Source organism: Brachybacterium sp. Z12 (genome assembly GCF_014400405.1).
Lineage (GTDB): Bacteria > Actinomycetota > Actinomycetes > Actinomycetales > Dermabacteraceae > Brachybacterium.
This window is the reverse complement of record NZ_CP060496.1, coordinates 3,312,636-3,335,462: the sequence shown is the minus strand read 5'-3', so window position 1 is coordinate 3,335,462 and position 22,827 is coordinate 3,312,636. Positions and strand designations below refer to the sequence as shown.

19 protein-coding genes and 4 pseudogenes are annotated in these 22,827 nt (G+C 69.6%); 16 read left to right on the top strand and 7 right to left on the bottom strand.

What is annotated here, in order from left to right:
- The first annotated feature begins 19 nt into the window (after positions 1-19).
- From H3H54_RS17505 to H3H54_RS17480, 6 genes are all read left to right on the top strand, one after another.
- Positions 20-979 (top strand): ABC transporter substrate-binding protein, encoded by a 960-nt coding sequence (locus H3H54_RS17505; protein WP_262424857.1) that lies wholly within the window; start codon positions 20-22, stop codon positions 977-979.
- A 135-nt stretch (positions 980-1,114) separates the two neighbouring features.
- Positions 1,115-1,603, top strand: a complete 489-nt coding sequence (locus tag H3H54_RS17500) for a polyketide cyclase (RefSeq protein ID WP_262424856.1) — start codon at positions 1,115-1,117, stop codon at positions 1,601-1,603.
- Positions 1,604-1,700: 97 nt separating this feature from the next.
- Positions 1,701-2,213: a polyketide cyclase gene (locus tag H3H54_RS17495; protein ID WP_262424855.1), complete on the top strand. Its 513-nt coding sequence runs from the start codon at positions 1,701-1,703 to the stop codon at positions 2,211-2,213.
- Positions 2,214-2,269: 56 nt separating this feature from the next.
- Positions 2,270-3,142, top strand: coding sequence for a formate dehydrogenase accessory sulfurtransferase FdhD (gene fdhD / locus H3H54_RS17490; RefSeq protein ID WP_262424854.1), 873 nt, complete (start codon positions 2,270-2,272; stop codon positions 3,140-3,142).
- Positions 3,143-3,325: 183 nt separating this feature from the next.
- A complete protein-coding gene (locus H3H54_RS17485; RefSeq protein ID WP_262424853.1) occupies positions 3,326-3,784 on the top strand; it encodes an ASCH domain-containing protein in 459 nt (152 codons plus the stop codon).
- A gap of 391 nt (positions 3,785-4,175) precedes the next feature.
- Positions 4,176-4,748 carry a hypothetical protein gene (locus H3H54_RS17480; protein WP_262424852.1) on the top strand — a complete coding sequence of 191 codons (573 nt, stop codon included), beginning with the start codon at positions 4,176-4,178 and terminating at the stop codon, positions 4,746-4,748.
- 311 nt (positions 4,749-5,059) lie between these two features.
- Here the strand turns inward: H3H54_RS17480 and H3H54_RS17470 are convergent, their stop codons facing one another.
- Entirely contained in the window at positions 5,060-6,526 is a 1,467-nt protein-coding gene (locus H3H54_RS17470; RefSeq protein WP_316249079.1) for a sugar-binding domain-containing protein, read from the bottom strand.
- On the opposite strand from H3H54_RS17470, the pseudogene H3H54_RS19825 reads away from it, so the two are divergent.
- From H3H54_RS19825 to H3H54_RS17450, 5 genes and pseudogenes are all read left to right on the top strand, one after another.
- Positions 6,525-7,566: pseudogene (locus tag H3H54_RS19825) on the top strand (FAD-dependent oxidoreductase); the annotation flags it as partial. The gene H3H54_RS17470 and the pseudogene H3H54_RS19825 overlap by 2 nt on opposite strands.
- Before the next feature lie 68 nt (positions 7,567-7,634).
- Positions 7,635-8,432 carry a glycerol-3-phosphate dehydrogenase C-terminal domain-containing protein gene (locus tag H3H54_RS19820; RefSeq protein ID WP_395963038.1) on the top strand — a complete coding sequence of 266 codons (798 nt, stop codon included), beginning with the start codon at positions 7,635-7,637 and terminating at the stop codon, positions 8,430-8,432.
- Positions 8,433-8,711: 279 nt separating this feature from the next.
- A pseudogene (locus H3H54_RS17460) lies at positions 8,712-9,421 on the top strand (MIP/aquaporin family protein).
- Between the two features lie 39 nt (positions 9,422-9,460).
- Positions 9,461-11,004: pseudogene (gene glpK, locus H3H54_RS17455) on the top strand (glycerol kinase GlpK).
- A 476-nt stretch (positions 11,005-11,480) separates the two neighbouring features.
- The gene (locus tag H3H54_RS17450) at positions 11,481-13,136 is read left to right on the top strand and encodes a sodium:solute symporter family transporter (RefSeq protein WP_262424850.1); all 1,656 of its coding nucleotides are present in this window, start codon (positions 11,481-11,483) and stop codon (positions 13,134-13,136) included.
- Between the two features lie 126 nt (positions 13,137-13,262).
- Here H3H54_RS17450 and H3H54_RS17445 read toward each other — a convergent pair whose 3' ends face one another.
- Complete coding sequence (locus tag H3H54_RS17445; RefSeq protein WP_262424849.1) at positions 13,263-13,643, bottom strand: hypothetical protein; 381 nt, start codon at positions 13,641-13,643, stop codon at positions 13,263-13,265.
- Positions 13,644-14,179: 536 nt separating this feature from the next.
- Positions 14,180-15,079: an SMP-30/gluconolactonase/LRE family protein gene (locus tag H3H54_RS17440; protein WP_262424848.1), complete on the bottom strand. Its 900-nt coding sequence runs from the start codon at positions 15,077-15,079 to the stop codon at positions 14,180-14,182.
- A gap of 205 nt (positions 15,080-15,284) precedes the next feature.
- Here H3H54_RS17440 and H3H54_RS17435 point away from each other — a divergent pair, with 205 nt between their 5' ends.
- From H3H54_RS17435 to H3H54_RS17425, 3 genes are all read left to right on the top strand, one after another.
- Positions 15,285-16,277: a carbohydrate ABC transporter permease gene (locus H3H54_RS17435; protein WP_262424847.1), complete on the top strand. Its 993-nt coding sequence runs from the start codon at positions 15,285-15,287 to the stop codon at positions 16,275-16,277.
- Positions 16,278-16,365: 88 nt separating this feature from the next.
- Complete coding sequence (locus H3H54_RS17430; protein WP_262426527.1) at positions 16,366-17,190, top strand: carbohydrate ABC transporter permease; 825 nt, start codon at positions 16,366-16,368, stop codon at positions 17,188-17,190.
- Positions 17,191-17,232: 42 nt separating this feature from the next.
- Positions 17,233-18,588, top strand: coding sequence for an ABC transporter substrate-binding protein (locus tag H3H54_RS17425; RefSeq protein WP_262424846.1), 1,356 nt, complete (start codon positions 17,233-17,235; stop codon positions 18,586-18,588).
- Positions 18,589-18,650: 62 nt separating this feature from the next.
- On the opposite strand, the gene H3H54_RS17420 is transcribed toward H3H54_RS17425, so the two are convergent.
- The 4 genes and pseudogenes from H3H54_RS17420 to H3H54_RS17410 form a co-directional block, all read right to left on the bottom strand.
- Positions 18,651-18,830, bottom strand: a complete 180-nt coding sequence (locus H3H54_RS17420; protein ID WP_262426551.1) for a hypothetical protein — start codon at positions 18,828-18,830, stop codon at positions 18,651-18,653.
- Between the two features lie 74 nt (positions 18,831-18,904).
- A pseudogene (locus tag H3H54_RS19275) lies at positions 18,905-19,072 on the bottom strand (FGGY-family carbohydrate kinase); the annotation flags it as partial.
- Entirely contained in the window at positions 19,069-19,242 is a 174-nt protein-coding gene (locus H3H54_RS19270; protein WP_316249078.1) for a hypothetical protein, read from the bottom strand. The gene H3H54_RS19270 and the pseudogene H3H54_RS19275, both read right to left, overlap by 4 nt.
- A 181-nt stretch (positions 19,243-19,423) precedes the next feature.
- Positions 19,424-20,164 carry an FGGY family carbohydrate kinase gene (locus H3H54_RS17410; RefSeq protein WP_262424845.1) on the bottom strand — a complete coding sequence of 247 codons (741 nt, stop codon included), beginning with the start codon at positions 20,162-20,164 and terminating at the stop codon, positions 19,424-19,426.
- 284 nt (positions 20,165-20,448) lie between these two features.
- On the opposite strand from H3H54_RS17410, the gene H3H54_RS17405 reads away from it, so the two are divergent.
- Both H3H54_RS17405 and H3H54_RS17400 read left to right on the top strand, forming a co-directional pair.
- Complete coding sequence (locus tag H3H54_RS17405) at positions 20,449-21,402, top strand: sugar-binding transcriptional regulator (protein ID WP_262424844.1); 954 nt, start codon at positions 20,449-20,451, stop codon at positions 21,400-21,402.
- Between the two features lie 267 nt (positions 21,403-21,669).
- Positions 21,670-22,758, top strand: a complete 1,089-nt coding sequence (locus tag H3H54_RS17400; RefSeq protein WP_262424843.1) for a zinc-binding dehydrogenase — start codon at positions 21,670-21,672, stop codon at positions 22,756-22,758.
- Positions 22,759-22,827: the final 69 nt, after the last annotated feature.

The window sequence follows — 22,827 nt, the reverse complement described above, 5'->3', positions numbered from 1 at the left end:
TCACCCCAGGAGAACTTCCATGACCATCCACAGCACCCGCCGCCACCTGCTCGGCGCGCTCGGCCTCGGCGGCGTCGCCCTCGGCGCCGCCGCCTGCGGCAGCTCCGACCCCTTCGAAGAGGGCGACGGCACCGACAGCGGCGGCAACGGCGGTGGCGGCGGGTCCGACGGCGGGGGCGCCGGCACCATCGCGATCGGCTCCCAGGCCTACTACTCCAACGAGATCATCGCCGAGCTGTTCGCCCAGGTCCTCGAGGCGGAGGGGTTCACCGTGGATCGGCAGTTCCAGATCGGCCAGCGCGAGGTGTACATGCCGGAGCTCGAGGCGGGCTCCCTGGACGTGCTGCCCGAGTACCTCGGCAACCTGCTCCAGCACTATGACGCCGAAGCCGAGTCCGCGAGCCCGGAGGAGACCCATATCGCGCTCGGCGAGGCCCTTCCCGAGGGGCTGCGCGTGCTCTCCTTCGCAGAGGCCTCCGACCAGGACTCCTACACCACCACCGCGGACTTCGCGGGCACCCACTCCCTCACCGCCATCGGCGACCTCGCGGATGTCGACGAGGACCTGAAGATCGCGGCGAACAGCGAGTTCGATGTGCGGCCCTACGGTCCCGACGGGGTCAAGACGGTCTACGGCGTCGAGGTCACCGTGGTCCCCGTGGAGGACTCCGGCGGCCCGCTGACCGTGCAGGCCCTGCTCGACGGCGATGTGCAGCTCGCGGACATCTACACCGCCGACCCCGCCATCGCCGAGAACGATCTCGTGGTGCTCGAGGATCCGGAGTCGATGATCCTCCCGCAGAACGTGGTGCCGGTGGTCTCCGAGAAGATCGACGAGGCGGCTGCGGCCGCGATCGACGGCGTCCTCGCCGAGCTCAGCGCCGATGATCTCGTCGAGCTGAACCGCCAGAGCGTCGTGGACCAGGCCTCCTCCGCGGACATCGCCTCCGGCTGGCTGACGGAGAAGGGCCTGGTCTGATCCGGATCGTCACCACCGGAGCCGGCGAGGGGATGCCTGTGCGCCGGCGCTGCGCGGCACCGCCCCGGCCGAGCAGGTCGACCGTGCGGTCGGCGCGCAGGTGACATCTGGTGGCTGAGACGGCAGGGTGGCGGCATGAACAGCAACCAGACACATCTGACCGTCACCCGCACCGTCGACGTCTCCGCGAAGGAGCTGTTCGACCTGCTCACCCTGCCCGCCCGCCACCCTGAGTTCGACGGATCCGGCACGGTGCGCAGCGCCGACGACACCGAGCGCATCGACAAGTCCGGCGAGAAGTTCGTGATGAACATGCATCGCGATGCCATGGGCGGGGACTACCGCACCCATAACTTCGTCACCGCCTACGACGAGAACAAGATGATCGGCTGGCAGCCCGCCCCCGAGGCGGAGGACGGCACCGCGCCGAACGAGCCGCTGGGCTGGGAGTGGCTCTACGAGCTCAAGTCCCTGGGCGCCGACTCCACCGAGGTGTCCCTGACCTACGACTGGTCCCGCGTCACGGATCAGAAGCTGCTGGAGAAGGTCGGTTTCCCCGCCATCCCGCAGGAGGATCTCGAGGAGTCGCTGAACCTGCTCGCGGCGGCGGTCACGAAGCCCTGACGGCGATCGGGGGCCCGGGGTCGCCGGGCCCCGGAATTCTGTCAGGCTGGCCGCAGGCGGCGATGAGGCCGCAATCCTGACCACGAGGAGCACAGTCATGGCCGACGAGTCCGTTCTTCCCGCAGACGCCCCCGTCCCTGATGCGATCGTGCGCAGCGTGCTGATCAAGGCCAGCGCCGAGACGGTGTACGCCGTGGTCCGCGAGCCCGGCTGGTTCATCAACGACGGCGAGTACCGCGAGCACAAGATCGTCCGGCACGGCACCGTCACCGAGGTGATCGATCCGGTGCACGGACGGTTCCAGCTCGGCATCGAGGCGCAGGAGGCGCCGTACCGGATCTTCTTCCGCTGGCTGGGCGGCGGGCTCGGCGAGATCTCCGACGCACCGAACAACACCGTCGAGTTCATCATCGACCCGGCGGGCACGGCGAAGAAGAACCTGGTGCGGCTGACGGTGTGCGAGCGAGGGTTCGCCAAGCTCGGCCTCGATGAGCCGGTGCGCCGTCGCAACTACGAGGAGAACTTCCGCGGCTGGGAGGAACAGCTCGAGGTGGCGCGCGCCCTCGCCGAGGGCGGCCGCCGCACGGACGACGAGGACGACGAGGAGTGACCCGGCCCGCCGTGCCTGGGCGGCCGCGCCGCAGGTGAGTGGACTATCCTCGCCCGATGGGCAGGGTCACTGATCGCGCGCGGATCCGCACCGTCCGGGTGCGTGAAGGCAGGCTGTATGCAGGCCGAAAGGGCGACCACGTCGCTGTCGAAGAGCCGCTGGACATCCGCCTGAATGGGCAGCAGCTCTCACTGACCATGCGCACCCCGGGCCATGACGTCGAGCTGATCCACGGCTTCCTCCACGGCGAGGGGCTGATCGCGCATCGCGAGGACATCACCGAAGCCCGCTACTGCGACGGCGCGGTGGTCGACGACGGCACCGGCTTCGCACAGAACACCTATAACGTCATGGACTTCACCACGGCCCGCCCGCAGCTGCTGCCGTTCATGAGCAGGAGCTTCACCACCACCTCCGCCTGCGGGGTGTGCGGCGCCGAGAGCATCGACGCGGTGCGGAAGAAGAGCAGGTACACCCTGGCCGAGGAGTGGCAGCTGGACCCCCGGGTCATCCTCGGCGCAGCGAGCGCCCTCGGCGAGCAGCAGCCGGTCTTCACCCGCACGGGCGGCGTGCACGCCGCAGCGCTCGTGGACCTCGAGGGGAACCTGCTGGTGGTGCGAGAGGACGTGGGCCGGCACAACGCGGTCGACAAGGTGATCGGCTGGGCCCTGCTCGAGAACCGCCTCCCGCTGCGGGACTGCTTCCTGCTCGTCTCCTCCCGCGCCAGCTTCGAGATCGCCCAGAAGGCCTGCATGGCGGGCATCCCCCTGGTGGCCTGCGTCTCCGCGGCGAGCTCCCTGGCCGTCGACACCGCCCGAGAGTTCGGCCAGACACTCGTCGGCTTCACCCGCGCCGGCGAGGACGGTGACGGCCGCATGAACGTGTACACCCACCCCGAGCGCCTGGACCTGGCAGCCGCGGAGGGCTGAGCTCCTGCTGGGGCCCGGCTCCGCCCCGCCGCTCGCCGCCGCGCAGTCGCGCCCTCACCGCGACACCCCGCGCTGCGGCGCTCCGGCAACAGTCCACTGGCGAACCATGATCGGCCAGTTTCTGGTTCGTGAGCGGGCTGTTGAGCCGGCGGTTGCCCGCAGGCAGCCGGATATCCTCTCGCGGTGACCGCTTCCGAGATCGACCCCTTCTGGGACCACGCCCGTACCCTCCACCCCGACCTGCCCGCCCAGCCGCCAGAGGCCTGGGCCTTCGGGGCGACGACCGAGCATGCCGACGGCCTGCTCGCAATGGTGCTGGCCGGCACGAAGACCGCCACCGCTTCCGCGCTGCGTGACTACGAGTCCGTCGGCGAGCCGGTTCCCGCCGTCGGTGATCTCTCGATCATCCTCGACGGGTCCGGTGCCCCGTGCGCCGTCCTCGAGGTGACTGACATCCAGATCGTGCCGTTCAACCAGGTCACTGCGGAGCACGCCCAGGCCGAGGGTGAGGACGACCGCACCCTCGCCTCGTGGCGACGCATCCATGAACCCTTCTGGAGGGAGCACTCCGCCACCGGCTTCACCGCGGACATGCCGGTGGTGTGCGAGCGGTTCCGGGTGGTGCACGCGAGGGAGGGCTGAGCTCGACGTCGGTGGCCCGCCTGGCCCGCCTCGCCCGCCACCTCCGCCACCTCCGCCACGTCGCCTCAACCGTCACGTCCGCCACGTCGCCTCAACCGTCACCTCCGCCACGTCGCCTCAACCGTCACCTCCGCCACGTCGCCTCAACCGCCACCTCCGCCACGTCGCCTCAACAGCCCGCTGACGAACCAGATCTGGGCGGAGAGTGGTTCGTGAGCGGGCTGTTCGTCGGCACCGTAAGGGATGCCACGACACGACGCGTCAGACACGGCGACGCATGGCACGGCACAACGTGGGCCGCAGAGCGCGCACCGGTCCTCCACAGCCACCTGCCGTCCACAGTGACCGTGCGGGGCGCACCGGTCGGCGCCCGGCTCCGTACGGTCAGCGCATGGCGAAGAGCTGGGACCGTCGCGCCGGTGCCCTGATGACACGGAAGCAGTGGCTGGATGCCGGCGCGCACAGCCGCGACCTCGCCGGGCCCGCACTCACGAAGGTCTTCCCCGGTTTCCACATGCTCAGCGACCACCCGGCGAGCGTCGAGGCCATGGCGTGGACGCTCCAGAACAAGGTGCTCCCGGGCAGCGTCATCAGCCATACGACGGCCGCGCTGCTGTGGGACGTGCCGCTGCCGTTGCAGCTCGAGGACAAGGTGGCACTGCTCAGGGTCGACGAGTACGGCCGACGGCGTTCGTCACCACTGTCTCCTGTCTCCGCCGGTGCCTCCCTGCGGACGGGCGCCGTGCTCCCCGTCATCCATGCACGTGTCCCTCAGGGGCGTGTTCATCGGCGGTGCGCGGTGCGGCGATCCATCGGTGGGAGCCGGGGCCCAGCACGAAGCGGGGCAAACTCGTGCTCTCCTCGCCAGCCGAGGTGCTGCGCGAGCTCGCGACGCTCCTGCCGCCATGGGATCTCGTCGCTGTGGCCGACGCCGTGGTTGCGGGAACGACTGAATGCCCGCTGACGAACGTCGCGGACCTGGCTGACCATGTCGCGAGGATGCGCGGGCGACGGGGATCGCCCGCCTGGCCGCAGTGCTGCCGGCAGTCCGGGACCGGTCATGGTCTCCCGGGGAGAGCATCATGCGGCTCCTCCTGGCCGGTGCCGAGTTCCCAGAGCCCGAGCTGAACCTCCCCGTCCAGGAACGGCGCAGCGGGCGCACGCGCTACCTCGACTTCGCCTGGCCTCAGGCGGGCTGCGTGCTCGAATACGACGGGGACGGCCATCGCCTGACGAAGAAGCAGTGGCGCGAGGACGAGCGGCGCCGGGACGAGATCACCGCCCTTGGCTGGACCATCGTCCGTGCCAACGGCGACGATCTGTGGCGGCCGAGCCGGATCCTGCTGCGGCTGGCCGACGAGCTCGGTGGCCGTGGACTGGAGGTCCCCGATGAGGCGCGCATCGGTCGTTCCATCGCCGAGCTGGCTCGGAATCGTCCCAGCTGGCGCATCGCTGCCCAGCAGCCGACGAGCTGATGTCGCTCCCGGCGCAGGCCCTGCCGCCACCGCGACGCGTCGCGATGATTCTGCGGCCGCCCAACGAAGCTTCGCCGTCACGATTCAGCGGTCGACCGCCGAGGCTCCGTCGCCACGATTCCGCAGTCGGTCGCCGAGGCGTCGCCGTCAACTGTCCGCTGACGAACCAGAAACGGGCCGATCGTGGTTCGTCAGTGGGCTGTTGGCGGGGTGAAGGGGTGGGGCGGCGTGTGGCGCGGCGGGGGCGGGGAGCAACAGGGCGGGGCGCAGGGCAGCGGCGGCGTGACGGCATCGCCGACGAACCGGGATCAGCGCAGGGCGAGGAGGCTCGCGGCGGTGATCTCATCGACGACCACGTCGGTCGCGACGCCGGCACGCAGGGCGGCACGCAGGGGGAGCGCCTTGCGGGAGCCCGAGGCCACCAGCAGCCGTCGCGGATGCGCGCCAGCCGGTCCGGTCCGGTCCCGGATCCGCGCTGATTCATCGCGATGTCGCGGAAGGTGCCGTCCGCGCGCAGGAACACCGTGCAGACGTCCCCGACCGCGCCGTCGGACCGCAGCGAGCGCAGGTCCTCTCCCGTGAGGTAGTTGTGGGTGTAGACGTGGCTGGGCACCTCGGCATCGAAGGCGCCCACGCTGAACACGGCCACGGTGGCCTCGCGCTGCGTCGCGAGCACCCGCTGCACCGAACGCTCGCGCCACATCGCCTCGCGCGTCCCGGCGTAGTCGAAGAAGGCTGGCACCGGGAACTGGTGCACAGTCGCATCCCAGCGCGTGGCCGCGCGGGCGAGCACCGTGGCGATGTAGGTGAGCCCGGAGCCCTCGACGTTGATCGCGCCGTTGAGCTGCACGATCCGCAGGCCGGGGACCGGCCGGGAGCGCACGGTGCCGAGCAGCTCCGCCAGCGTGGTGCCCCAGGCGATGCCGAGCGTGGTGCCCGGTTCGAGCATCTCGTCGAGCAGTTCCCCGCCCACCCGGGCGACCTCGTGCAGTCGCTCGCGCTCGTCGTCGCCGGGCGTCGCGGGCACGACGTGCACCTGCACCCCGTACTGCCGTGAGATGCGGCGGGCCAGCTCCTCGACCCTCTGGGCGTCCGGCGGCCGCAGCGTGATCTGCACCAGCTCGGCCTCGCGCGCGTCGCGCAACATCCGGGAGACGGTCGAGCGGGAGACGGCGAAGCGGCCCGCGATCGCCTCCATCGTCTGCCCCTCCTCGTAGTACATCCGTGCAGCAGTGAAGAGGGCTTCGACGCGAGATTCACGGGTCATGGACATCAGTCTTGCACGTCCGTGCACTCCGCTTGCGCCCGCCTGCACGAAGATCCCAGGATGGGGGACCCGTCCGGCCGTGGCGAGTCCGGCCGGAGCGACCTCCCCGGCCCCCCGGCCGGGAGCCCCAGGCGTCGATGCGAAGGAGCAGCCCGTGTCCGACCAGCAACGGTCCGCACTCACCCCCTCAGGCCGTCGAGAGCACCTTCTGCGTCTCCGCGCCGCGACCGTTCAGGACCCGCTCGACGTGCTCGTCATCGGCGGCGGGGTCAATGGTGCTGGCGCCGCCTTCGACGCGGCGACCCGCGGGCTGTCCGTCGGCCTGGTGGAATCCCACGACTGGGCCAGCGGCACCTCCTCGCGCTCCTCCAAGCTGATGCACGGCGGCCTGCGCTACCTGCAGATGCTCGACTTCAAGCTCGTGGCCGAAGCCCTGCGCGAGCGTGACCTGCTGATCGAGCACACCGCCCCGCACCTGGTGAAGCCCATCAAGTTCGTCTTCCCCTTCTTCAAGAAGGTCGTGGACCGCGCCTTCATCGGCTCCGGCGTGATGCTCTACGACGCGATGCAGTCCGTGGGCCGCAAGCGCACCGTCCCCATGCACCGCCACCTGCTGCACGGCAAGATGCTCGACGTCTTCCCCGGCCTGGACGGCGAGAAGGCCGGCCGTCGGAGCGCTCGAGTACTACGACGCGCAGATGGACGACGCCCGCTTCGTGATGATGCTGGTGCGCTCCGCCGCGCAGCACGACGCCGCGGTCGCCAACTACCTCACCGTGGTCGACTACCTGCACGAGGGCACCCGCGTCATCGGTGCCCGGGTGCGCGACGAGGAGACCGGCGAGGAGTTCGACGTCCACGCCCGGGAGACCATCCTCGCCGGCGGCGTCTGGACCCAGGACCAGCAGGAGCTCGCCGGGGCCGAGGCTGGCCTCGAGGTGCTCGCCTCCAAGGGCATCCACATCACCATCGAGCGGGAGCGGATCCCCGCGGTCCCGGACACCGGCATCATCACCCAGACCGAGAAGTCCGTGCTGTTCATCATCCCGTGGGACGAGTACTGGGTCATCGGCACCACCGACACCCCTGGACCCAGGACCCCCGCGACGTGGGTGCGACCAGCGACGACATCGAGTACGTGCTCGAGCACGCCAACGCCGTGCTGGCCGACGACCTCACCCGCGAGGACGTCGTCGGCGTCTACTCCGGCCTGCGCCCGCTGCTGCAACCGGTGAAGAAGGGCGCGGGCGACTCCTCCTCATCGACGAAGGTCTCCCGCGAGCACACCGTGATGGAGGTCGAGCCGGGACTCTCCGCGATCGCCGGCGGGAAGTACACCACCTACCGGGTGATGGCCGAGGACGTCGTCGACTTCGCGATCAAGGACTCCCAGCCGGGCCGCCCGAGCCTGACCCGCTCAGTCCCCGTGATCGGCGCCCAGGGCTACGCGGCCCTCGTGCGAGACAAGCACGAGCTCGGCCGACGTTACGGCTTCGACGAGGTCCGCGTGGACCGCCTGCTGTTCCGCTACGGCGCCCTGCTGACCGACGTGCTCGCACTGATCGACGAGGACCCCTCGCTGGGCACGCCCCTCGAGCACGCCCCGCGCTACCTGCGGGCCGAGGCGCTCTACGCGGTCCGCGCCGAGGGTGCCCGCCACCTGGCCGACATCCTCCAGCGCCGCACCCGCTTGGACTACGAGACCCGCGACCGCGGCGTCGCCGCAGCCGACGAGATCGCCGCGCTCGTCGGCCCCGAGCTGGGCTGGGACGAGACCGCCCGCCGACGCGAGGTCGAGACCTACCGCGAGTTCATCGCCGCCCGTCTGGACGGCGAACGCACCACCAGCGATGAGCAGGCAGCAGCCCGCCTCGCCGACGCCCCGGAGGTGCCCACCCGACGATGACCGATGCTGTGCCCGGAGACGAGATCCGGGCACTGCGTGGGGCGCGCACCGCGTGCGTCTCGGCAGAGCTCTCCACGAGCTCTGCGACCGGCCGATCCGAGCTCCGCCCGACGCGCCCCCGCTCCAGGACGAGCGGCCGGGCCGGCGTCACCCGTCCGACATGCCGTGCCCACCGATGCCGTGGCATGGACGCCGCGGAGCCCGATCTCAGCCGGAGCCCGATCCGCACCGACGCGGATCGCTAAGGAGAACCCCTCATGGAAACACGGAACGATCCTGATGTCGGAGATCGCGGGCACCGCGATGCTGACACTTATGGGCGGTGGCGTCGTCGCCAACGTCATCCTCGGGAAGACCAAGGGCAACGGCGGCGGCTGGCTGCTGATCAACTTCGGCTGGGGCCTGGCGGTCTTCGCCGGCGTGTGGGTCGCCTACAAGACCGGCGCGCACCTGAACCCCGCCGTGACCATCGGCCTGGCCACGAGCGAGGCCACCGAGTACGGCCCGGGCATCCCGATCACGTTCGGGACCACGATCATCTACTTCGTGGCCGAGATTATCGGTGCCTTCCTCGGTGCGATCCTCGCCTGGATGGCATACAAGAACCACTATGACCAGGAGACGGACGCCGGCACCATCCTGGCCACCTTCTCCACCGGCGCCGAGATCCGCTCCCGCGGCTGGAACGTGGTCACCGAGATCATCGCGACCTTCGTGCTGGTGTTCGTGATCATCATGTTCGGCAACACCCCGCATGAGCTCGGCGGCCCCTCGCGGTCGCGCTGCTGGTGCTCGCGATCGGCGCCTCCCTCGGCGGGCCGACGGGCTACGCCATCAACCCCGCCCGAGACCTCGGGCCGCGCCTGGCGCACGCGATCCTCCCGATCAAGCACAAGGGCGGCTCCGACTGGGGATACTCGTGGGTGCCGATCGTCGGCCCCATGATCGGTGGTGCCCTCGCGGGCCTCGCCTCGATCATCTACTTCTGATCAACCTCACCACCTCTCATCCACGACGAAGGAGTTCCGATGAACGACCAGACCATGTACATCATGTCGATCGACCAGGGCACCACCTCGACCCGCGCGATCATCTTCGACCACGCCGGCCAGATCGTCTCCAGCGGGCAGAAGGAGCACGAGCAGATCTTCCCGAAGTCCGGCTGGGTCGAGCACGACCCGAAGGAGATCTGGAGGAACACCCGCGACGTCGTCGGCAAGGCGCTCATCGGCGCCGACATCAACCGCCACCAGCTGGCGGCCGTGGGCATCACCAACCAGCGCGAGACTGCCGTGGTGTGGGACAAGGCGACCGGCGAGCCGGTCTACAACGCGATCGTCTGGCAGGACACCCGCACGCAGAAGATCTGCAACGAGCTCGGGGGCGACGAGGGTGCCGACAAGTACAAGGAGCGCGTGGGCCTGCCGTTGGCGACCTACTTCTCCGGTCCCAAGGTGAAGTGGATCCTCGACAACGTCGAGGGCGCCCGTGAGAAGGCCGAGGCCGGCGAGCTGCTGTTCGGCAACACCGACTCCTGGCTGCTGTGGAACCTCACCGGCGGCGCCAAGGGCGGCGTGCACGTCACCGACGTCACCAATGCCTCGCGCACGATGCTCATGAACATCGACACCCTCGACTGGAACGAGGACATCGCGAAGGACATGGGCATCCCGCTGTCCATGCTCCCGGAGATCCGCTCCTCCTCCGAGGTGTACGGCAAGGGCCGCAAGAACGACCTGCTGATCAACACCCCGATCGCCGGCATCCTCGGCGACCAGCAGGCGGCGACCTTCGGTCAGGCCTGCTTCGAGGTGGGCCAGGCCAAGAACACGTACGGCACCGGCAACTTCATGCTGATCAACACCGGCGAGGACCTGGTGCGCTCCGAGAACGGGCTGCTGACCACCGTCGCCTACAAGATCGGCGACAACAAGCCGGTCTACGCCCTCGAGGGCTCGATCGCGGTCACCGGCTCGCTCGTGCAGTGGGTGCGCGACAACCTGGGCCTGATCAAGGACGCCCCCGAGATCGAGGACCTCGCCAAGGAGGTGGACGACAACGGCGGCCTGTTCATCGTCCCGGCGTTCTCGGGCCTGTTCGCCCCGCACTGGCGCTCCGATGCGCGCGGCGCGATGGTCGGCATGACCCGCTTCCACAACAAGAACCACATCGCGCGGGCCACCCTGGAGGCCACCGCCTTCCAGTCCCGCGAGGTGCTGGATGCGATGGTCGCCGACGCCGAGAGCGAGGGCGTGGAGCTCTCCGAGCTCAGGTCGACGGCGGCATGGTCATGAACGAGACCCTCATGCAGTTCCAGGCCGACATCCTCGGCGTGCCCGTGGTGCGCCCGAAGGTCATCGAGACCACCGCGCTCGGCGCAGCCTATGCGGCCGGCATCGCCGTGGGCTTCTGGGACGGCGAGCAGGACGTCATCGACAACTGGGCCGAGGACAAGCGCTGGGAGCCCGCGATGGACGACGAGACCCGCGACCGCTACATGCGCCTGTGGAAGAAGGCCGTCGAGCGCACCCTGGACTGGGTGGACGACGACACCGAGGCGCTGTACAGCTGAGCCCCGCCGATCGACGAACTGCGAACGCGCAGCGGTCGGTGAGGAACGAGCCGCCCGCGAAGCGCCCGCGGGAGGAGATCGGCGAAAAGTACAGCTGATCCCGGCTCCTGACAGCCCTGTGCACGTGTTGCCCGACGAGGGCCACGTGCGCAGGGCTGTCCTGCCGTCGAGAGGGTGACCCTTCGGTAGCAGCCTGCCGATGTGAGAGCCTGGCCGGTGAGGTGGATCACGCTCCGCCGCACGTGGTGGCAGAGCCCGGTTCACGGTGCTGTGACCAGCAGGGTTGTCGATGTCGAGGCGTCGATGCATGACTGCGATCCCCACCTCGGCAGTTCGCGGCGAGTAACGTCGGACGCTCCACATCCGACCCAGCCGCCGCGCGGCGTCCCGTCGCCGCGCCGCGAGGTGCAGGGCGGGCGCGCCGAGCAGTCGCTCGAACCCGTCCCCTTCCCCACCTCTGAGATCGGAGTCCTCCCATGGATCTCGCCTTCTACATCGTCGCGCTGGTCCTGTATTTCGGCGCGATGATCGGCATCGGGCTGTACGCCTTCAAGAAGACGACGGGAGGTGAGGACTACATGCTCGGCGGGCGCCAGCTGCACCCGTTCGTGGCAGCACTCTCCGCCGGCGCCTCCGACATGTCCGGCTGGCTCCTGATGGGCCTGCCCGGTGCGCTCTACATGGGCGGCCTGGTCGAGGCGTGGATGGCCATCGGCCTCATCGTCGGTGCCGGACTGAACTGGATCTTCGTCGCCCCGCGGCTGCGGCAGTACACGCAGATCGCCGGCAACGCGATCACCGTGCCGAGCTTCTTCGGCAACCGCCTCCACGACAGCACGAACATCCTGCGGATCGCCGCAGGCGTGATCATCCTGGTGTTCTTCACCTTCTACGTCTCCTCCGGCATGGTTGCCGGCGGCGTGTTCTTCCAGTCGATGTTCGGCGGCCCCTACCTCACCGGCATGCTGCTGGTCGGCGGCGTGACCATCCTGTACACCCTCTTCGGCGGGTTCCTCGGCGCGAGCTACACCGATGTCGTCCAGGGCATGATCATGCTGGTCTCCCTGCTGGTCGTCCCGATCACGGCGATGTTCGTGGTCGGCGGCCCGGCCGCGATGTTCGAGTCCGTGCGCGAGGTCAATGCTGACTTCGGCTCGATGACCTCCGGCGGAACGTTCATCGGCATCGTCTCGGCAGCGGCCTGGGGCCTGGGCTACTTCGGTCAGCCCCACATCATCGTGCGCTTCATGGCGCTGCGCTCCTCGCGCGATGCGAAGTACGGCACCGTCGTGGGGATGACCTGGATGATCCTGTGCGTCGCCGGTGCGGTCTTCACCGCCCTGGCGGGCCTGGCCTACTTCCAGCAGAACCAGGATGCGGTGCTCACCGATGCGACCAACGGCGAATCGGTCTTCCTGGACCTCTCCCAGCTGCTGTTCCACCCGCTGATCGCCGGTGTGCTGCTGGCCGCGGTGCTCGCAGCGATCATGTCCACCATCTCCTCGCAGCTGATCGTCACCAGCTCCGCGCTGGTCGAGGACCTGATCGGCGGCATCTTCAAGCCCCTCGCCGCGGATCTCGGCCGCAGGGGCAGGCTCTCCGGCGGGCACGCGGGACGGCTCGTGGTCGGCGTGGTGAACCCGGATGGGGAGCCGTCCTCCGGAGAGGCCATGAAGCTCTGGGGCGGTCGGATTGGAGTGCTCGCGGTCTCGCTGATCGCGGTGCTGCTGGCGCTGAACCCCGAGAGCTCGGTGCTGGGTCTGGTCGCCTTCGCCTGGGCCGGCTTCGGCGCCGCCTTCGGGCCGATCGTGCTGCTGTCGCTGTTCTGGCGTCGCCTCACGATGGCCGGGGCCGCCGTCGGCATGGTCTCCGGCGCCGTTGTCTCCTTCGTGTGGGGCCAGTTCGAGCCCGACGTGGCATGGGGCCTGTTCGGTGACCAGCACCTCTACGAGATCATCCCCGGCTTCCTGATCTGCCTCGTGCTCGCCGTGGTGGTCAGCCTGGTCACCACGCTGCCGCCCGCGAAGGCGATGCGGGAGTTCGACGACATGCTCGAGTCCCTCGAGTCCGGGGAGGCTCGCGACCGCAGTGCGGAGAAGGCCGTCGTGGGCGGCGCGAGCGCCGCCGACTGACCCCACCGGGCCCGCCTGAGCCGACAGCCGTACGGGGCGCGGCATCGCTCGTGAGGCGATGCCGCGCCCCGTGACGTGCGCTGACCGGGTGGGCGCGAAGGTCGCGGGCGGCCCGGTGCCCGAGCCTCACTTGTAACGGACGTAGATCTCCGGTGTGCCCTCGATCGGGGCATATACATATCCGTACTCAGTGCTTACGGTTATTCCCTGGGCTTTCCTGTCGAATCGCGTGTAGATCTTGTGGTAATCCGCCTTGAGTGCCAGTTTCGATGACGTGTCGGAGTTCGCCGGAATCTCTGTCTGCACCGAGAAGGCGCGCGAGGTGGATCCCGTGACTCCCAGCTGTCCGGCTGCGCCGCTCGCGGTGACGCCGACATCAGCGGAGATCGTCGCGGAGACGGTCTCGGTCTCGCCCCAGGTGTAATTGGATGCCGGGGCCCAGTTCGTGGAGAGGTCTCTGACGTGCTCGCCATTCACTCGCGTCCTGCTGACTTCGGTGGCTGTCACCCCGTAGCCGCAGCCCGAGCACGCGGGCTCGATGTCGCCGTTCTGTCGTGTCGTCTGCTCGGCCGGGGCGCCGGGGCCGGCCCGGCGGCCAGTGCGCCGCTGAGCGGCATGAGAGTGACTGCGAGGAGTGTGCCGGCCAGACCTGCGACAGCACGCGTTGACATAGTGGTCCTCACGACGTTCCTTCCGTCGGGCTATTTCACTTATGAGTTCACTTCGATGTGTGGATGCGGCATTGCCTCCCTCGGTCAGTGTTATAAAAACGTAATAGGGAGGTGAGGTTCGTGTCAAATGTCCTGGCCACGCTTGCAGAATGCGATTGCGACGGATAGCCCCTTCGCTCCCGCTGTCTGGTGCTCACGCGATCAGGGCTCTTGGCGCGCGCAGCAGCTGTGGTGCGCGAGCGCTCGGGGTGCGGGAGCGCGGCCGGGAGCACTGCCCGGGCCCGTCGCCGGGCTGCGGTGTCGTGGTGAGGGCCGCGTCGCAGCTCATCCTCTACGTCAGGGGCGCGAGGGCCGCCGTCGGGCCCGGCGCGCTCAGCCGCCGAAGAGCAGCTCCGCTTCCGGTCCGCGCACTCCGGGGCGCACGGCGAACAGGGAGCCCGCTGCCGGGTCCTCGCCGTCGGCCAGGTTCTCGCGGCTGGTGGTGATGAACAGTGTGGAGCGGTCCTCCCCGCCGAAGGTGCAGGCGGTGACCTGCCGCGCATCGACTGCGATGCGCTCGGCGACCGCGCCCTGCTCGTCGAGGCCGAGCACCTGGTGGCCCGAGTGCATCGCCACCCACACCCTGCCCTCGGCATCGAGGCAGAGCCCGTCAGGGCTGCCGTCCTCGCCGCTGAGATCGGTGAAGGGGCGGCGGCCGACGAGGCCGTCCTCGTCGGACCAGTCGAATATGTCCACCCGCCCGGTGGGGGTGTCGACGTAGTAGGCACGGGTGCCGTCGGCGGTGAACGCGAGGCCGTTGGAGATCGTCAGGTCCCCGAACTCGCGCGTGGTGGTGCCGTCAGGACGCAGCCGCCACATCGAGGCCGCGCCGCGGGGTGCTCCGTAGCCCATCGTGCCGCACAGGAACGAGCCATCCGGGGCGATCGCCCCCTCGTTCATCCGTACGTCCTCGTCCCACAGCGGCGGCAGCAGGTCGATCGTGCCGTCGGCGTCCTCGAGGGCGAACCCCTTCTCGAGCGCGAGCACGGCGCCCCCGCTCGAGGACGGGCGCACGCACGCCACCACCGAGCTCGGGGTGGGGATGCGCGTGACGGAGCCGCCGGGGCCGTCGATGGCGAGCTTCCCTGACATGGCGGTGACCGCGCCGGCGGCGTCGAGCTGCATGACGTCACCGGCGAGCATGTCCACCCAGCGCAGCCCGCCCCAGGTGTCGGACCAGTGCGGTCCTTCGGCGTGACCGCAGATCGAGTCGGTGATGCGTTCGGCGTGCATGGGAGCCTCCGGTTCCATCGGATGAAGACGGCCGACGAGCGCCTCGTCGGTCCTGGGCCCACCGTACGCGGGACCCCGGCGGGCCGCAGACAGCACGAGCCCGGGCAAAACGCGGCCCGGGAGCTCAACGCATGCCCATAATGGGCGTAGCCGTCGGCACCGAGGCCGTCGGGTCTCATCCAGCCCCTGACCGAATGAGCTATCCATGACCGAATCCCCGAGTCGGGTCCCGGGCACAGATGCCCCGCAGGCACCGATTCCGGATGCCCCCGGCCGTGCCGGGGCCTCGCCGGACCGTCCGCCGGTGCGACGCCGCCGGATGACCCGACGCGCCCGACGTGACGCCCTGGTGTTCCTCGCCTTCGCCGCACCGAACCTGGTGCTGATCGCGATGTTCACCTACCGGCCGCTGTTCCTGAACATCCAGTACTCGATGCTCGACTGGACCCTCGGCTCGCGCACCGCGACCTTCATCGGCCTGGACAACTACATCGAGTTCTTCACCTCCGATGCGGGCCTGACGAGCCTGCGCATCACCGCCATCTTCACCCTGCTCACCGTGGGCGGAGCGATGGTGCTGGGGCTGCTGATCGCGCTCGCATTGAACATCGACATCCCCGGCCGCACCCTCGCCCGTTCCGCCGTCTTCGCGCCCTATGTGCTCTCCGGCGTGGGCGTGGGCCTGGTATGGCTGTTCATCTTCGACCCGAACTTCGGGGCGCTGGGATGGATCCTGCGCCAGTTCGGCCTGGGCAGCCCGCAGTGGTTCCTCGATCCGAACATGTCGCTGGTCATGGTGATCATCGTGTACGTCTGGAAGAACCTGGGCTACTGCGCGATCGTGTACCTCGGCGGGCTGCAGTCGCTCTCGCAGGACGTCATGCAGGCCGCCCAGCTCGACGGCGCGGGCGCGGTGCGCCGCTTCTTCAGCATCTCGATCCCGCTGCTGTCGCCCACCACGTTCTTCCTGCTGATCACCACCACCCTGAACAGCCTGCAGGCCTTCGACCTGCTGCGGATCATGACCCCGACAGGGCGCGGCACCAACACCATGATCTTCGAGTCCTACCTGCAGGCCTTCGGCGGATACTCCCGGGCCGGGTATTCGGCCACGATCTCGGTGCTGCTGTTCGTGATCCTGATCGTGATGACCGTCGCCCAGATCCTGTTCGTCGAGCGGAAGGTGCACTACTCATGAGCACCCCCACCCGTCCTCGCCCCCGCAGGGCGCCGAGGCCCGGCCGGGCCCCAAGGCCCGCAAGAACGGCCCGTTCACCCGAGCGAACCTGGTCTCCACCCTCACCGGCGGCTACCTGCCGCTGATCCTGGCGACCCTGGTGATGGTGCTGCCGCTGCTGTGGATGATGATCAGCTCCTTCAAGGCGCCGAACGAGATCCTCTCCACCGACCTCGTGATCCTGCCCGAGAGCCCCTCGCTGGCGAACTACGAGGCCGCCTGGAACTCGGTGCCGATCCCGCGATTCTTCCTGAACTCGGTCATCGTCACCAGCATCGGCGCGAGCATCAAGGTGCTGCTGGCGATCTTCACCGCCTATGCGCTGGTGTTCGTGCGCTTCCCCTTCAAGCGGGTCATCTTCGTGCTGATCCTGGTGGCGCTGATGGTGCCGCCGCAGGTCTCGATCCTGCCCAACTACGTGCTGATCGCCGGGCTCGGCGGCGTGAACACCTACTGGGGCATCATCCTGCCCGGGCTCGGCACCGCCTTCGGTACGTTCCTGCTGCGCCAGTACTTCCTCACCGTGCCCACCGCGATGCTCGAGGCGGCCGAGCTGGACGGCGCCGGCCACCTGCGGACCCTGTGGTCCGTCGTGGTGCCGATCTCGGTCCCGACGGTCGCGACGGTCGCCCTGGTCACCATCGTCACCGAGTGGAACGACTACATCTGGCCCCTGATCATCACCTCGGAGGCCAGCCGGATGACCCTCCCCGTGGGCCTGACCGCCCTGCAGAACTCCGAGGGCAACACCGGCTCCGGCTGGGGCATCCTCATGGCCGGCACGGTCCTGGTGATCGCCCCGGTCCTGATCGTCTTCGCGATGCTGCAGCGGCACATCGTCTCCGGCCTCACCCAAGGCAGCGTGACCGGCTGACGCGCCCGCGTCCGCCCCACCACCACGAAAGGATCATGTCCCATGACCAGTTCACTTCACCTTCCCCGTGGATTCAGTCGACGCTCCCTGCTGGGCCTCGGCGTCGCCGGTGCCGGCGCTCTGGGGCTCGCCGCCTGCGGCGGCCCTGAGGTCGGCGGCGAGGGCGGCGGCGGAGGCGACGAGGACCTCGACCTCGACTTCGCGGACGTCGAGCCCGCGACCGAGATCGACTTCTGGACCAGCCATCCCGGTGGCTCCCAGGAGGTCGAGGCCGAGCTGCTGGCCGCCTTCACCGAGGAGACCGGCATCAAGGTCAACCACGTGACCGCCGGCTCGAACTACGAGGAGATCGCTCAGCGGTTCCAGACCGCGCAGGCCGCCAACTCCGGGCTCCCCGCCGTGGTGGTGCTCTCGGACGTGTGGTGGTTCCGCTACTTCCTCAACGGCAACATCATCCCGATCGACACCCTCGTCGAGCAGCTAGGGATCGACCTGGCCGACTACCGCGACTCGCTCGTCCAGGACTACCAGTACGAGGATCAGCAGTGGGCGTTGCCCTACGGCCGCTCCACGCCGCTGTTCTACTACAACAAGGACCACTTCGCCGAGGCCGGGCTGCCCGACCGCGCACCCGAGACCTGGGAGGAGTTCGAGGAGTGGGCCCCGAAGCTCACCCAGGGCGAGACTGCGTACATGTACCCCGATCTGGCCGGGTACGCGGGCTGGACCCTGCAGAACGTGCTGTGGGGCCACGGTGCCGCCTGGTCCGACGAATGGTCCATCACCTGCGCCGAGCCGGCAGCCGTCGAGGCGATGCAGTGGGTCCAGGACTCGGTGTTCTCCAAGGGCTGGGCCCAGGTCGCCTCGAGCGACTCGGCCGACACCTTCGCCGCCGGCGTGTGCTCCTCGACCATCGCCTCGACCGGCTCCCTGGTGGGCGTGCTCGAGTCCTCGACCTTCGACGTCGGCGTGGGCTTCCTGCCCGGCGGCAGCGTCGACGGTCCCGTCTGCCCCACCGGTGGTGCGGGCCTCGGCATCCCCGCCGCCGCCAGCAAGGAGGAGCAGCTCGCCGGAGCCATGCTCCTGGAGTTCATGGGCCGCCCCGAGAGCACCGTGGCGTTCTCGGCCGCGACCGGCTACATGCCGGTCCGCAAGAGCGCGGACCTCACCGAGCTCACCGCGGAGACCCCGCAGATCCAGATCGCCGTCGACCAGCTGGACGCGACCAAGCCCCAGGACTTCGCCCGTGTCTTCCTGCCCGGCGCGGACCAGGAGATGGCCGAGGCGATCGCCTCCATCGTCACCACCGAGGGCGATGTCCAGGAGGCGATGGACGGCCTCAAGGAGACCCTCGAGGGGATCTACACCAAGGAGATCCAGCCCAAGCTCGAGCAGTGACCCCACGTCGCGGCGGGCATCGGAGAGCCGGTGCCCGCCGCATCGCGATTCAGCCCTGCGGTTCAGCCCTGCTGCAGGCGGGCGAGGGCGTGGGTGATGTCGCTCGTGGCCGGGTAGAGCTCACGGTAGAGGGCGTAGAGCTCGTCGTACCGCTCGCGCCGCGCCGGGTCGGGGGCGCAGCGGTGGTCGGCACGGTTCCAGTCGGAGGTGTCGACGCCGTGCGCGAGCTGCGCGGCCAGCATCGCCCCGCCGTAGGAGGCGCCACGGTGCGCACCGGGATCTCCTGGGTCAGGCCCGTGACGTCGGAGACGATCTGCGGCCAGAGGTCGTGCTGGGCTCCGCCGCCCACGGCGACCACCCGGTCCAGGGACAGGCCCGCGGCCTCGAGCGTCTCCAGATGGTGGCGCACCCCGTACGCAGCCGCCTCGAGCGCCGCGCGGTAGAGATCTCCGCGGGTGTGGGAGAGGGTGAGCCCGGCGATCACCCCGCGGGCCGAGGGGTCGGCGATGGGGAGCGCTCGCCGGCGAAGTAGGGGAGCATCACCAGGCCTCCCGCGCCCGGTGCGCTCTGCACCGCCTCCTCGAGCAGCGCCGTGAAATCCGGTTCGCCGGTGAGGTCCCGCAGCCACCCGGTGATGGCTCCGGAGGCGGCCATGCCGCCCGCCAGGGTGTACGAGCCGGGGTGACGCCCGAGGTGGGCCACATCGTGCGGCTGACGATCGGCTCCGACGTGGTGGCCACCAGGAACGTGGTGGTGCCGTACATCAGCATCAGGTCGCCCGGCCGGGTGGCATCGGCGCTGACCGCCTCCGCCCAGGCGTCGATCGTCCCGCTGATCACCGGGATCCCGGCGGGCATGCCCGGCACCTGCGCGGCGACGCGGGGGCCGACGGTCCCTGCGGCCTCTCCCGCCCAGCGCAGCTGCGGGAGCTCGATGCCGGGGGCGATGTGCTGGGACCACTCGATGCCGGGGGCGCCGTGCGGAGCTCCGGGGAGTGCCACTCCTGGTCGCGCAGGCAGTACAGCGGAGCTGTCTGGCTCGCGCTGACGTGGTCCATCACGTACTGCCCGGTGAGGCGGAACGCCAGGTAGGACGCGGGCATGAACAGGCGGCGGGCGCGGGAGTAGGTCTCCGGCTCGTGCTCGGCGACCCAGGAGATCTTCGGCCCCGCGGACTGCGAGGTCAGCACCGCCCCGCAGTGGGCGACGATCGCCTCCTGCCCCAGCACGTGGGTCAGGCGCCGGATCTGCTCCTCGGCCCGGGAGTCCACGCCGTACAGGATCGCCGGCCGCACAGGTGTCCCCTCCTCGTCGGTGAGGACCACGCAGGGGCCCATCCCCGAGACTCCGACGGCGGTGACCTCGGCGTCCTGCACGGCGGTGAGCTCTTGGGCGATCGAGACGAACTCGTCCCACCACACCTCGGCGTCCATCTCCACCTGGCCGGGGGCGGGGCGGGCCACCGAATGCTCGCGCACGGCGGTGCGCAGGATCGTCCCGTCGAGGGCGACCAGCACGCCCTTGGTGCTCGAGGTGCCGACGTCGACCCCGAGGACCGCACTCGCTCGAGCAGTCATCCCTCGCCTCGTCTCCCGTTCCGGTACGCTTCGCGTCCCGGCGCCTGGGGAGGCCGATGGGAACGCACCGAGCCATCCTGCCATCGGAAGGCTGGGGGCGCCGCTGGGGGCCGCCGGGGTGCGGCAGCGGACCGTACCCGGTTGCTTTCGAGACAAACGTGCGGAACTATTGTTCCAGCGTGGCGACGATGGCACTGCGCAGCCCCCTGGACGGCGGCGGTGCCTGTTCCGTGCCGCGACCGAGCCATGGCCCATGGTTCGGCCATCAGCACAGGAGGGACGCAATGCTCGAGACGTCGATGGATATGCATCTGCTGCATCGCGCCGCGTCCGCCTACTACGTCGACGGTCAGCGGCAGGCGGAGATCGCGGACCGCCTCGGGGTCTCGCGCCCCTCCGTCAGCAAGCTTCTCGCCGAAGCGCGACGGATCGGCATGGTGCGCTTCGAGGTGCTCGACGTTCCCACGGTCGACCTCGGGGAGCTCTCCTCGCAGCTGCGCGACCTGCTGGGCATCGAGTCGGTGCGGATCGCACCCGGGGACCAGGTCCAGCGCGAGCACCGAGGCCTCGGCAGCCTGCTGAGCGAGGAGCTGCGAGGTCTCGCGATCCGGGCGGGAGAGGTCGTGCTGCTCGCCTCGGGCGAGACGGTCCACTCGGTGGCGAGCATGGGCGGCATGCCGCGGATGCCCGGAGCGCTCATCGTCCCCACCGGCGGCGGCCAGCAGGAGCCGGATCCCGCCTTCCAGACCAACGAGATCGTCCGGCAGTTCGCCGACCGCACCGGCGCAGAGCCCCGCTTCATCTTCGCGCCCGCGCAGACCAGCCCCACCCTCTGGGCCTCGCTGCAGGCGGACCCCGGCTTCCGCTCCGTCGTGGACCTGTGGGACGGTGCCCGCGCCGCCGTGCTCGGCATCGGCGGCCCCTACAACGGTCGCACCACCCTGACCTCCGTCGTCCCCCGCCACGAGCCCGCCCTGGAAGGCGCCGCCGGGGACATCTGCCTGCACTTCTTCGATGACGAGGGCGCCACCCGCACCTTCCCAGGCTCGGAGTTCCTGGTGCGGCTGCCGCTCGAGATGCTGCGCGCGATCCCCACCACGATCGCCCTCGCGGCGGGGCGCGAGAAGGCGCCGTCCATCCGTGCCGGGGCGAAGGCGGGACTGTTCACCTCGCTGATCACCGATGTGCCCACGGCCGAGGCCGTGCTCGCCGAGGCCGGGATCGATCTGCCGGCCTGAACCCGTTGAGACGGAGTTCACGGCCGTCGCCCGTCTGGCGCTCCCACCAGCGTCGATGCCCTGACGTCGGCGCTCGAGCTTCGTCACGCTCCACCACGGAACATTTGTGCTTGACGAATGTTCGCGCCGATGCTTAGAGTCGATAGGGTGAGAGGACGGCCCTGAGGGCGCCCCGCGGGGGTGTCGATGACGCGCCCCCTGGCGCCGGCGTCGTGCGATCCGCCCAGCCGGGCCCGCCCCGGAACGTATCGAAGGAGATGTGTCGAGATGACCGCGATCCCGCAGACCATGCAGGCAGTCGTCATGCATGCCCCCGAGGACTACCGCCTCGAGGAGCGCCCCGTGCCCGCCCCCGCCGCTGATGAGCTGCTGATCAAGGTGGAGGCCGTCGGCGTCTGCGCGAGCGACCTGAAGGCCTACGCCGGCGCCGCCAAGTTCTGGGGCGACGAGAACCGCGATCGCTGGGTCGAGCCCGGCATCATCCCCGGCCACGAGATCACCGGCGAGGTCGTCTCCGGCTCCGAGGAGGCCCTGGCCCACCATGGCGTCTCCGTGGGCGACCGCATCGTCGTCGAGCAGATCGTCCCGTGCGGCGAGTGCATGTACTGCCAGCGTGGCTGGTACTGGATGTGCGATCCGCACGACATGTTCGGGTTCAAGCAGTACAACGGCGGCATGGCCGACTACATGATCGTGCCCTCGCTGGCCCGCGCCCACCGCATCTCCAAGGACATCGCCCCGCAGCACGCCGCCTATGCCGAGCCGCTGTCCTGCTCGCTGCACGCCGTCGAGCGCGCCGAGCTGAAGTTCGACGACGTCGTCGTCGTCGCCGGCGCCGGCCCGATCGGCCTCGGTGCGATCATCGGCGCCGCCCACAAGAACCCCAAGCTGGTCATCGCGCTCGACTTCGACGACGACAAGCTCGAGCTCGCCAAGAAGTGCGGCGCCGACCTCACCATGAACCCCTCGAAGGTCGACATCTACGAGGAGATCCGCGCACTGACCGGCGGATACGGCGCGGACGTCTACATCGAGTGCACCGGCCACCCGAGCGCTGTCCCGCAGGGCCTGAACCTGCTGCGCAAGCTCGGAACCTTCGTCGAGTACTCCGTGTTCAAGGAGAACGTCTCGGTGGACTGGTCGATCATCTCCGACGACAAGGAGCTCGACGTGCGCGGCGCGCACCTCGGCCCCCACACCTGGCCCGCCGCCATCAAGATCATCGAGAAGGGCGACCTCCCGCTCGACGAGATCTGCACCCACCAGTTCGCCCTCGCGGACTTCCAGAAGGCCCTCGACTCGGTCGCCGACTCCGCCGGCGCCTCCGTCAAGGTCTCCATCCTCCCCGGACTCTGATCCCACCCGAGACGGCCGACGCCGCCCCGCGCCGTCGGCCGTCTCGTGCCGTCCTCCCCTCCGCACACA

Excerpts from the sequence above, each read along its gene's own strand:
- H3H54_RS17505 (WP_262424857.1), top strand. The coding sequence starts at position 20 with ATGACCATCCACAGCACCCGCCGCCACCTGCTCGGCGCGCTCGGCCTC.
- H3H54_RS17500 (WP_262424856.1), top strand. The coding sequence starts at position 1,115 with ATGAACAGCAACCAGACACATCTGACCGTCACCCGCACCGTCGACGTC.
- H3H54_RS17495 (WP_262424855.1), top strand. The coding sequence starts at position 1,701 with ATGGCCGACGAGTCCGTTCTTCCCGCAGACGCCCCCGTCCCTGATGCG.
- fdhD (WP_262424854.1), top strand. The coding sequence starts at position 2,270 with ATGGGCAGGGTCACTGATCGCGCGCGGATCCGCACCGTCCGGGTGCGT.
- H3H54_RS17480 (WP_262424852.1), top strand. The coding sequence starts at position 4,176 with ATGGCGAAGAGCTGGGACCGTCGCGCCGGTGCCCTGATGACACGGAAG.
- H3H54_RS17470 (WP_316249079.1), bottom strand. The coding sequence starts at position 6,526 with ATGACCCGTGAATCTCGCGTCGAAGCCCTCTTCACTGCTGCACGGATG.
- H3H54_RS17450 (WP_262424850.1), top strand. The coding sequence starts at position 11,481 with ATGGATCTCGCCTTCTACATCGTCGCGCTGGTCCTGTATTTCGGCGCG.
- H3H54_RS17440 (WP_262424848.1), bottom strand. The coding sequence starts at position 15,079 with ATGCACGCCGAACGCATCACCGACTCGATCTGCGGTCACGCCGAAGGA.
- H3H54_RS17435 (WP_262424847.1), top strand. The coding sequence starts at position 15,285 with ATGACCGAATCCCCGAGTCGGGTCCCGGGCACAGATGCCCCGCAGGCA.
- H3H54_RS17425 (WP_262424846.1), top strand. The coding sequence starts at position 17,233 with ATGACCAGTTCACTTCACCTTCCCCGTGGATTCAGTCGACGCTCCCTG.
- H3H54_RS17420 (WP_262426551.1), bottom strand. The coding sequence starts at position 18,830 with ATGCTGGCCGCGCAGCTCGCGCACGGCGTCGACACCTCCGACTGGAAC.
- H3H54_RS19270 (WP_316249078.1), bottom strand. The coding sequence starts at position 19,242 with ATGGCCGCCTCCGGAGCCATCACCGGGTGGCTGCGGGACCTCACCGGC.
- H3H54_RS17410 (WP_262424845.1), bottom strand. The coding sequence starts at position 20,164 with ATGACTGCTCGAGCGAGTGCGGTCCTCGGGGTCGACGTCGGCACCTCG.
- H3H54_RS17405 (WP_262424844.1), top strand. The coding sequence starts at position 20,449 with ATGCTCGAGACGTCGATGGATATGCATCTGCTGCATCGCGCCGCGTCC.
- H3H54_RS17400 (WP_262424843.1), top strand. The coding sequence starts at position 21,670 with ATGACCGCGATCCCGCAGACCATGCAGGCAGTCGTCATGCATGCCCCC.